Here is a 998-nt window from a genome sequence, read left to right as displayed (position 1 = left end):
CTAAATGTTTAATGAAAACAAAATCAGGGGATAGAAGCTAACAGCCATTGAATCCGTGATTTGCAATTTCGTCCGGCTGTGCTTGGACGCTTACCGAGGTTTTCGTATTCCTGGGAAAGAACGGCCGGACAGTCAAGATGCTCCATCGTGAAGGCAGGGGGATAACCCTATATACCCGTAAATTGGATAAAGGCCGTTTTCATGCTCCACGTATTCTTGCGGACGGGAAAAGTTGTCAGTTTATTTGCGTAATCCGCTGATTTTTGTACCTTTATGCCATAATAAAAAAGGGATTCGGTCATGGACAATCATAAAGATACAGCTCCCCAAGGCTATGTTTCGGAAGCCAAATATGCCGAACTGATGGCCTTGTACCGGGCGGCGCTCTCCAGCGCCGCCGAGAAGGACGAGCGGCTCATGGCCGAACAGGTGCTTCGCAATGAACTGGTGGAACGTGGGTGCGCAGAATATAAGGCAAGCCTGGAGGCCAAGTTTGACGAGGAGCGCCGCAAGGTGCTTGAAACCATGGAACGTACCTGGGAGGGGCTGATGGCCCAGTTTGAACGCGAGGTGCAGGAGCGTGTGGATCTGGAACTCCATAAGGCGCAGTCCGGCTTCTATGCCCTCGTCAAATCGGGGATTGACGCTTTCAAGAGCCTCTATGCCAAGGAAAAGGACCCTTCCCTTATCGCCCGATATCTTGATTCTCTGGACCGGACCGCCGCCGACGCGAAGGAGTCCATGGAAAAAAGCGTGAGGAAGTCCATCGAGTCGGTCGCCAGGAAAGCGTTGTCCAAGAATCGCCAGGTGGACAATCTGGTCCGTATGGTGTTTCTTCAGAAAAGCGAGAGACATTTGTTCGAGGACGACGTGAAGTATTCGGATGCCATAGCCGACCGCCTCGGGCTGACGGATGAGGTCCGTGAACAGGCCCGTGCCTCCCGTGCTTTTCTGAAAGGATATTACGAGAAGGTAAAGGCGGAAAAGATCCTTTTGGA

2 protein-coding genes are annotated in these 998 nt (G+C 52.0%); both read left to right on the top strand.

The window, feature by feature from the left end; translation table 11 throughout:
- Positions 1–65 precede the first annotated feature (65 nt).
- Positions 66–260, top strand: a complete 195-nt coding sequence (gene tnpB / locus G7Y39_RS13970; protein WP_165157929.1) for an IS66 family insertion sequence element accessory protein TnpB — start codon at positions 66–68, stop codon at positions 258–260.
- A 40-nt stretch (positions 261–300) separates the two neighbouring features.
- On the top strand, positions 301–998 hold a 698-nt coding region (locus G7Y39_RS13420), incomplete at its 3' end, for a hypothetical protein (protein ID WP_165157928.1).

Source organism: Parabacteroides sp. ZJ-118 (assembly GCF_011038785.1).
Classification (GTDB): Bacteria; Bacteroidota; Bacteroidia; order Bacteroidales; family Tannerellaceae; genus Parabacteroides.
The sequence above is the reverse complement of the archived record's forward strand: the minus strand, read 5'-3'. Positions and strand labels throughout refer to the sequence as shown.